At 70.7% G+C, this 8,922-nt stretch carries 7 protein-coding genes, 1 tRNA gene and 1 riboswitch; all 8 genes read left to right on the plus strand.

All coding sequences use genetic code 11. From position 1 onward, the window contains the following. Window positions 1-173 precede the first annotated feature (173 nt). Window positions 174-250: riboswitch (Fluoride riboswitch) on the plus strand. A 44-nt stretch (window positions 251-294) separates the two neighbouring features. Next, a complete protein-coding gene (locus VKT83_16450; protein ID HLY24058.1) occupies window positions 295-1,497 on the plus strand; it encodes a cation:proton antiporter in 1,203 nt (400 codons plus the stop codon). Between the two features lie 63 nt (window positions 1,498-1,560). Next, window positions 1,561-2,739 (plus strand): chromate efflux transporter, encoded by a 1,179-nt coding sequence (gene chrA, locus VKT83_16455; protein HLY24059.1) that lies wholly within the window; start codon window positions 1,561-1,563, stop codon window positions 2,737-2,739. Between the two features lie 81 nt (window positions 2,740-2,820). Beyond that, a complete protein-coding gene (locus VKT83_16460; GenBank protein HLY24060.1) occupies window positions 2,821-3,777 on the plus strand; it encodes a metalloenzyme in 957 nt (318 codons plus the stop codon). Further along, window positions 3,774-6,176, plus strand: coding sequence for an endonuclease MutS2 (locus VKT83_16465; protein HLY24061.1), 2,403 nt, complete (start codon window positions 3,774-3,776; stop codon window positions 6,174-6,176). The genes VKT83_16460 and VKT83_16465 overlap by 4 nt, the downstream gene beginning before the upstream one ends. Further along, window positions 6,173-7,117: a cation diffusion facilitator family transporter gene (locus VKT83_16470; protein HLY24062.1), complete on the plus strand. Its 945-nt coding sequence runs from the start codon at window positions 6,173-6,175 to the stop codon at window positions 7,115-7,117. Before VKT83_16465 ends, VKT83_16470 begins: the two co-directional genes overlap by 4 nt. Before the next feature lie 19 nt (window positions 7,118-7,136). Next, on the plus strand, window positions 7,137-8,354 hold the full coding sequence (tyrS, locus tag VKT83_16475; protein ID HLY24063.1) for a tyrosine--tRNA ligase: 1,218 nt from the start codon (window positions 7,137-7,139) through the stop codon (window positions 8,352-8,354). Window positions 8,355-8,385: 31 nt separating this feature from the next. Further along, window positions 8,386-8,613 carry a hypothetical protein gene (locus VKT83_16480; protein ID HLY24064.1) on the plus strand — a complete coding sequence of 76 codons (228 nt, stop codon included), beginning with the start codon at window positions 8,386-8,388 and terminating at the stop codon, window positions 8,611-8,613. A gap of 74 nt (window positions 8,614-8,687) precedes the next feature. Then, window positions 8,688-8,764: transfer RNA gene (locus VKT83_16485), tRNA-Ile, on the plus strand. Window positions 8,765-8,922: the final 158 nt, after the last annotated feature.

Genomic DNA, 8,922 nt, shown 5'->3' on the forward strand with positions numbered 1-8,922 from the left:
GCGCTGGGAGGAGACCTACAACAACGTCCGGCCGCACCAGGCGCTCGGTTACCTCACTCCGAACGAGTACCTCGCTCAATGGCAGGCGGCTCAGCGATGAATTTGGAGGCTGGTGTAGTCGGATCTACTGGACCAGTACAGGCGGTTGACGATCCGCGACGGCGGCCCGTATAATTGGCGCCGGCGATGGAGCTCGCCTGACAACCGCCCGCGTTCCTTCCGACCGCCGGCTGATAGCTCCTACCTCACGCGGGGTGGGAGCTTTTCCGTTGCCCCCCGGGAAGGGACACGCACATGGATCACATGTGGCTGCTGGGCGCACTCTGGATCGGGCTCGCATTGGTCGCAACGCTGTGCGCGACGTGGCTGGGGGTGTCCGTCGCGCTGACCGAGATTGTGATCGGCGTCGGCGCCTCCTGGGTCATCACGGCCCGGTGGGGGGCCGCGGCGATGGGCGCGGGGGAGGGGTGGATCACCTTTCTCGCCGGAGCCGGCGCGGTCATTCTCACGTTCCTTGCCGGCGCGGAGCTCGACCCGGTCGCGTTTCGCAAGACCTGGAAGGAAACCACGGTGCTTGGCCTGATCGGCTTCGTGGCGCCGTTTCTCGGCGCCGCGTGGGTGGCCCGGGCGGTGCTCGGCTGGGATCCTCGCGCCGCGTGGCTCGCCGGCGTGGCGCTGTCGACGACGTCCGTGGCGGTCGTCTACGCCGTACTCTTGGAACTGGGCCTCAACAAGACCCCGTTCGGCAAAGTCATCCTCGCGGCGTGCTTCATCAATGACCTCGGCACCGTGATCGCGCTCGGCCTCCTGTTCGCCCCGTTCACCTGGAAGACGGGCGCCTTCTCGCTCGGGACCCTGGCCGCGCTGTTCGCGCTGCTGTGGACGACGGAGCATCTGTTCCGCCATCACGGCGGACGGACGTCCGAGTTCGAGGCCAAGTTCCTCCTGTTTGCCCTGTTCGGCCTGGGGTGGCTCGCGGCGTGGTCGGGCTCGGAAGCCGTGCTGCCCGCGTACCTGATCGGCATGGTGCTCGCCGGAACGGTCGGCCGCGACGCGGAACTGATCCGGCGCCTCAGGACGCTGACGCTCGGCCTGCTGACGCCGTTTTACTTCCTGCGGGCCGGGTCGTTCGTGCAGGTCCCGGTGATCGCGGCCGGGCTCGGGACGTTCGCCGCGCTCTTCTTCGCGAAGGCGGTGAGCAAGTTCGTGGGGATCTTCCCGGTCACGATGGCCCAACGGTATCCAAGACACGACGCGATGTACACGACGCTTCTGATGTCGACCGGCCTCACGTTCGGCACGATCTCATCGTTGTACGGACTCTCGCACCGGATCATCACGCAGTCGCAGTACTCGTTCCTCGTGGCCACCGTCATTGCGAGCGCCGTCGTGCCGACGTGGATCGCGAACCGGTTCTTCCTCCCGCACCACCACCTGCGCCCGGTTGACGGATCGGAAGGGGACGTCGCGCTGGAGGCCGCCGCAGCGACCGACTGACACCGCCGGGCCGCGGGGGGCCGGGCGGTCTCGGCGCCGCCCGCACCGAAGCACACGGACATCGTGAGCGCACCGTCCGGAGGGCGGCCCTCGGCGATTCGGGAAGTCGCGGCCCTCTTTCTCAAACTGGGCTGGATCGCCTTCGGCGGTCCCGCCGCGCACATCGCCCTCATGCGGCAGGAGGTCGTGGCGCGGCGGAAATGGATGACCGAGCAGCAGTTCCTCGACCTGCTCGGGGCGAGCAACCTGATCCCGGGGCCCACCTCCACGGAACTCGCGATCTATCTCGGCTACGCGCGGGCGGGACGAGTCGGCCTCGTCCTGGCCGGCGGGCTCTTCATCCTGCCGGCGATGCTCCTGGTGCTCGCGTTCGCCTGGGCCTACGTACGCTATGGCTCGCTGCCCCAAGTGGCCGCGCTGCTGTACGGGATCAAGCCCGTCATCATCGCGGTGATCGTCCAGGCGATCTACGGCCTGCTGCGTACGGCGGTGAAAACGTGGCGGCTCGGTCTCGTGGTTGTCCTCGCCATGGCGCTGTATTTTCTGGGGCTCAACCCGCTGGTGCCGTTGTTCGGACTGGCGGTGCTCGTCATGGTGATCGAGAACCGATCCCGGCTGCCGCTCCGCCGGCGGGTGTTGCCGGGGCGCGCGCTGCTGCTCGTCCCGGCGGTGCCCGTCGATCCGGGCGCGGTGGCGCCGGCGGCCGCGGGCGGCTTCAGCCTCGCGACGCTGTTTCTGACGTTTCTGAAGATCGGCGCGACCCTCTACGGCAGCGGCTACGTCCTGCTCGCGTTCCTGCGCGACGACTTCGTCCGGCGGCTTGGGTGGCTGACGGACCGTCAGCTCCTCGATGCGGTCGCGGTCGGGCAATTCACGCCCGGCCCGGTCTTCACCACCGCCACGTTCATCGGCTACCTGACCGGCCGGTGGACCGGCGCCATCGTGGCGACGGCCGGTATCTTTCTGCCGTCGTTCGTGTTCGTCGCGGTTGTCTATCCGCTCGTCCCACGGCTGCGCGCCTCCCCATGGACCGCGGCCTTCCTGGACGGCGCGAACGCCGCCGCCCTCGGGCTCATGGCCGCGGTGGCGTGGCAGCTCGGCGTGACCAGCGTCGTCGATCTGGTGACGCTCACGCTCGCCGTGGCGGCGGCGGTGCTGCTGATTCGGTACCGCGTCAACTCGGCGTGGCTGGTCCTCGGCGGGGCGGCCGCCGGCCTGCTCGCCAAGTTCGCCGCGCCCTGACGGCCGCCGAGCCCGCCCGCGCCGGTTGGATTACATGATGGCCGGCCGCGGAGCCGGCCGGCACTGCGGTATGATGAAAGCGTGCCGGGACTTTGCATTCTGCTGCTCTTCGTCGACGGCCTCGGCCTCGGGGAGGACGATCCGGCGGTCAATCCCGTCGTCCGGGCGTCCACGACCGTGCTGCGCCGGCTCGCCGGCGGCCCGCTCGCCGGGCCGGCGCCGCGCGAGACGCCGGCGGCGTCGCTCGTTCCGCTCGACGCCTGTCTCGGCGTGCCCGGGCTGCCGCAGAGCGCCACGGGCCAGACGGCGCTGCTGACCGGCCGAAACGCGCCGGCGCACATCGGCCGTCACCTCACCGCGTATCCCACGCCGTCGCTGGCGGCGCTCCTCGCCTCGGACGGGATGATGGGCGCGCTGCGGCGCCGGGGCGTCCAGGTCGCCCTCGCCAACGCGTACACGCCCGCGTACTTCGAGGCGGTGGCCGCGAGGCGGCTGCGCTACGGCGCCATCACGCTGCACGCGCTGCAGGCCGGAGTGCGCCTGCGCACCGTGGACGATCTCGCGGCGGGCCGCGCCGTCTACCAGGATCTGACAAACGCGCGCGCGCGCGAACTGGGCGCCGAGGTTCCGGTGATTGCGCCGGAAGAGGCGGGCGCGAACCTCGCCGGCATCGTGCGCGCGCATGCGTTTACGATCTTCGAGTTCTTCCAGACGGACCTCGCCGGCCACGGACGGATCGAGGGCTCGGTTGAGATCGTGGAGCGTCTCGACCGGTTCCTGGGCGGCGCGCTGGCGCACCTGGACCTGTCGACCACGCTCGTCATCCTGACAAGCGACCACGGCAATGTGGAAGACGCCCGTTCCCGCGCGCACACGACGAATCCCGTCCCGGCGCTGCTCGTCGGGGCGGCGCGCGACGCGATCCGCGACCGGCTGCGCGCGATCACAGACATCGCCCCGGCGTGCCTCGCGCTGCTGACCGGCAGCGGCGGCGCGGCGGCGGCGGCACCGGCCGCCGATCCGGCCGCCGCGCCATGACCCCCCGCGCGTTTCGAGTTCTCGGGTTCCCCGCGGTGCTCGAGCGGCTGGCCGCGCTGTGCGTCTCGCCGCTCGGACGCGAACGGGCGCTTGCCCTCGAGCCGTCGCCGTGGCTCGACGAGGCGGCGCGCCGGCAGCAGCTGACCACGGAGGCGCGCGCGCTGGGCGACGGGGCGGGGGGCCTGCCCGTCCGGGGGATCCGCGATGTCCGCGAACCGGTGCACCGCGCCGCGATCGGCGGGTCGCTGGGGGCGCTCGAACTGCTCGAGATTCGGGACACGCTTGGGGTGGGCCGCGCGCTCAAAGGATTCCTCACCGCGCACGCGGCGGATGCGCCGGGCCTCGCCGAGCAGGCCGGCGGGCTCACCATCTTCACGGAGCTCGAGTCGTCGATCGGCACCGCGATCGCGGACGACGGCTCGATCACGGACCAGGCCAGCCCCGAGCTGGCCAAGATCCGGCGGGAGCGGTATCTGGCCGACGCGCGGCTGCGCCAGCAGCTCGACCACGTGCTGCGCACGCCCGCCGTGCAGCGCATGCTCCGGGAGCCGCTGATCACGATCCGCGGCGACCGCTACGTCGTCCCGGTGCGCAGCGAGTTTCGCGAACAATTCCCCGGGATCGCGCACGATCAGTCCGCGAGCGGCGTGACGGTGTTCATGGAGCCGCTCACGATCGTGCCGCTCGGCAACCGCGTGCGTGAACTGGCCGCGGCGGAGGACGTGGAGATCGCGCGCATCCTCGCCGCCTTGAGCGCCTCGGTCGGAGCCGCCTCGGAACCGATCGGCGACACGCTCGATGCCCTCGGCGCGCTCGATCTCGCCGCGGCGTCGGCCGCGCTGAGCCAGCGCATGAACGCGTCGCCGCCGCGCCTCAACGCCGCCGGCCACGTGGATCTGCGGGGCGCCCGCCACCCGCTGCTGACCGGGACCGTGGTGCCGATCGACCTGCGGCTCGGCCGCGACTTCCGCACGCTCGTGATCACCGGCCCGAACACGGGCGGCAAGACCGTAACGCTGCGTACCCTCGGTCTGCTCACGCTGATGGCGCAGGCCGGGCTGCACGTCCCGGCGGCGCCGGAGAGCGAGGTCGCGGTCTTCGCCGGCGTCTTCGCCGACATCGGCGACGAGCAGAGCATCGAGCAGAACCTTTCCACGTTCTCCTCGCACCTCACGGCGATCGTGGAGATCCTGCGTCTCCTCGCGACGATTCCGCGCGAGCCCGGGACGGCGCTCGTGCTGCTCGATGAGGTCGGCGCGGGAACCGATCCCGTGGAGGGCACCGCGCTTGCGCGCGCTCTCATCGAGATCCTGCACGAGCGGGGCGTCTGCACCGCGGTGACGACGCACTACAGCGAGCTGAAGGCGCTCGCGTTCACGCACGCCGGCATCGAGAACGCCTCGGTGGAGTTCGACGAAGAGACGCTGCGTCCGACGTACCGCCTGCTGATCGGCACGCCGGGCCGCAGCAACGCCCTGGCGATCGCGTCCCGTCTCGGCCTCGACCCCGCGATCGTGGAGCGGGCGCGGGGCTATCTGTCGCAGGAGCAGGAGGACCTCAGCCGCGTGATCCAGCGGGTCGAGGAGGAGCGGGTGGCGCTCGGCGCGGAGCGCGACGCCGCAGGGCGCGACCGGCTGGAGATCGCGCGGCTCCGGGCGGATCTCGAGGACGAGCGCCGCCGCGCCGCGGAGGAGCGCCGGCGCAGCCTCGCGCGGACGCGCGACGAGCTCGACGCGGTGATCCGCGCGGGCCGCCGGGAGCTCGGGGTGCTGACAGAGGCGCTGCGCGCCGAACGGTCACCACAGGCGGCGGCCCGGCTGCGCGCGCACCTGCGCGCGCTGGGCCGGGCCGCGGAGACCTACGCCGAGGCCGCGCCGGCCCCGCCCGGCGCTCCCGTCGACTCGGTGCGGCCGGGCGACCGCGTGCTCGTCGCGTCGCTCGGCCGGCCGGGCATCGTGCAGGCGGAGGCGGACGCCCGCGGCGAGGTCGAAGTCCAGGTCGGCGCGGTGAAGGTGCGCGTGCCCCTCGACGACTTACGGCAGGAGGGGACGGCCGCGGGCCCGGACGATGGGACATCTCCGTACGGGCGGGGCGAGGCGGACGCCGCGGGCCGCCGGCCTGTCGAGGGTGCCGGGCTCGGCGCGGCGGCCGTGCCGGCCAGCATTCATCTGCGCGGTATGACGGTCGACGAGGCGACCCTCGCGTTGGACAAATATCTCGACGAGGCGGCGCTCGCCGGCCTGCCGTTCGTGACCGTGATTCACGGCAAGGGCACGGGCACGCTGCGCCGCGCGCTGCACGACTTTCTCGCGCATCATCCGCACGCCACCTCATTCCGCCTCGGCGGCGAGGGCGAGGGAGGCAGCGGGGCCACGATCGTGAGGCTTGGCGAGCGATGACCGTGACCAGCGCGCACGCGTACCATCGTCACGGCGCGGTTCAGCCCGTGCGGCCAAGCGCCGCGCTGTTGGGCGCGCTCGGCGTGATCTTCGCGCTGATGATCGTGGAAGCCGTGGGCGGGTGGTGGACCGGCAGCCTCGCGCTGCTCGCGGACGCGGGGCATCTGCTCGTCGACGTGGGCAGCCTCGGCCTCGGCGTGCTGGCGGCGTGGTTCGCGAGCCGCCCGGCGACCGCGGAGATGTCGTACGGGTACCGGCGCGCCGAGATTCTGGCCGCGGTGACGAACGTCGTCGCGCTCTGGGCGATCGCGCTGGCGATCGGGCACGAAGCCGTCGCGCGTCTGGGCACGCCGCACCCCGTGGCGGCGCCGGGGATGCTCGGGGTGGCCGTGCTCGGGCTCGCGGGCAACTTGGCGGCGAGCGCGCTGCTCGTGCGGTCGCACGGTGAGAACCTGAACGTGCGCACGGCGCTCGCCCACGTGCTGGCGGATGCCGCGGCGGCCGTCGGCACGATCGCCGCGGGCCTGGTCATTCTCGTCACGCGCTGGACAGCGGCGGACCCGATCGTCAGCCTCGGCATCGCGGTACTGCTGGTCGTTGGGTCCTGGCCGCTGCTTCACGAAGCGGTGCGGATCCTCATGGAAGGGACTCCGCACGGCATCTCCCTCCTCGAGGTCCACCAGGCGATCGCCGCCGCGCCCGGAGTGTGCGAGGTGCACGACCTGCACATCTGGTCGCTCACGAGCGGCATCGGGGCGGTGAGCGCCCACGTACGCGTGGACGACGGCGTCGACACCCAGGAGATCCTCACGAGGCTCGGCATGATGCTGCGGGACCGGTTCGGGCTGTCGCACGTGACGCTCCAGGTCGAGACTTCGGAGTTTCTCGATCCCTGGCATCCGCGCTGCGCGCCCGGCTCCGATCCGCACGGCGCTGACTGAGCGATGCTATAATCCCGCCGTGAACCCGCCCAGTCCACGCGAGCAGCTCGCCCTTCTCGGCCGGGGCACGGTCGAGATCATCAGCGAGGACGCGCTGCTGGCCAAGCTCGAGCAGCGGCGGCCGCTCCGCGTGAAGCTCGGCATCGATCCGACCGCGCCCGACATCCACCTCGGGAACGCCGTAGTCTTGCAGAAGCTCCGGCAGTTCCAGGACCTCGGCCACGAGGCGATTCTCGTGATCGGGGACTTCACCGGGCTGATCGGCGATCCGTCCGGCAAGTCCGAGACGCGGCCGCAGCTCAGCCGCGAGGACGTCGAGCGGAACGCCGCCACCTACCGGGAGCAGTACAGCCGGATTCTCGACCCCGGCCGCGCGCGCCTCGTGTTCAACAGCGAGTGGCTGGCGCCGATGACGTTCGAGGACGTGATCAAGCTCGCCGGGCGCGCGACGGTGCACCGGCTGCTCGAGCGCGACGATTTCGCGAAGCGCTTCCGCGAGCATCTGCCGATCCACCTGCACGAGCTGCTCTACCCGCTCTGCCAGGCGTACGATTCGGTGGCGATTCAGGCGGACGTCGAGCTCGGCGGCACCGACCAAAAGTTCAACAACCTGATGGGCCGCGAGCTGCAGCGGGAGATGGGGCAGGAGCCCCAAGTGGTGGTGCTGACCCCGCTCCTCCCGGGACTCGACGGCGTCCAGAAGATGAGCAAGAGCCTCGGCAACGCGATCGGCATCACCGAGCCGCCGAACGAGATGTACGCGAAGGTGATGTCGCTCGCCGACGACCTGATGGTACCGTACTTCGAGTACTGCACGCTGGTGCCGCTCGAAGAGATCCGGGCGCTCGAAGCCGCGCTGCGGACCGCCACGGCGCACCCCCGGGACGTTAAGCAGCGCCTCGCGCACGCGATTACGGCGCGCCACTGGGGCGAAGCGGCCGCGGACGCCGCGGCCGCGGAGTTTACCCGGGTCTTCCGGGAGCACGAGCGGCCGGAAGAGATTCCCGAGGTCGCGCTCAAGCGGGCCCAGGCTCAGAACGGCACGATGCGGCTCTCCCATCTGCTTGTGGCGCTCCGGCTCGCGCCGTCCAACAGCGAGGCGCGCCGGCTGATCGATCAGGGGGGCGTGACGCTCGATGAAACCCGCGCCGCCAAAGACGTCGACGTGCCGGTGCGCGACGGGTTGATCGTCCGCGTCGGCCGCCGGCGGTTCGCGAAGGTGCGGCTGACCGCGTAACGTCAGCCGGGGCGGTTCACACGGGTATATAGTGCTGGCGATGTTCAATTTCAACCCCGCGGTCCTCGTGCTCGGCGGCATCTTCAGCCTGATCGGCATGGCCGCGTTTGTCTATGGACGAAAGACGAACCGAATCGGCATGATACTCGGCGGCATCGTGCTGACGGTGTTTCCGTACTTCGTTGGCAACCCCATCGCGATCGCGCTCGTCGGGATCGCTATCATGGTGGGGATGTACTTTTTCCCGGAGTGGGATTGACGCCGAGCGCGGCACTCGCAGCGCGCTCTCGATTGACGCTCCCCGGCACCGTCCCTATACTAGGAACGTACCGTGGGCCCTTAGCTCAGGTGGTGAGAGCGCACCCCTGATAAGGGTGAGGTCCGTGGTTCGAGTCCACGAGGGCCCACCAGACCAATGTTGGTCCAGCCCGGAGACATGGGTAACACTTCGTACCTAAGACATAGGTAACACTTTCGGCCCAAACGGATTGTCGAGCGGTTCGAGCACGCGCGTCTCGAGATCAAAGTAGCCCAAGTCATAGTCCATAAAGCTGACCAGCCAGATATC

It is taken from the genome of bacterium (assembly GCA_035308905.1).
In the GTDB taxonomy this organism is placed as follows: domain Bacteria; phylum Sysuimicrobiota; class Sysuimicrobiia; order Sysuimicrobiales; family Segetimicrobiaceae; genus DASSJF01.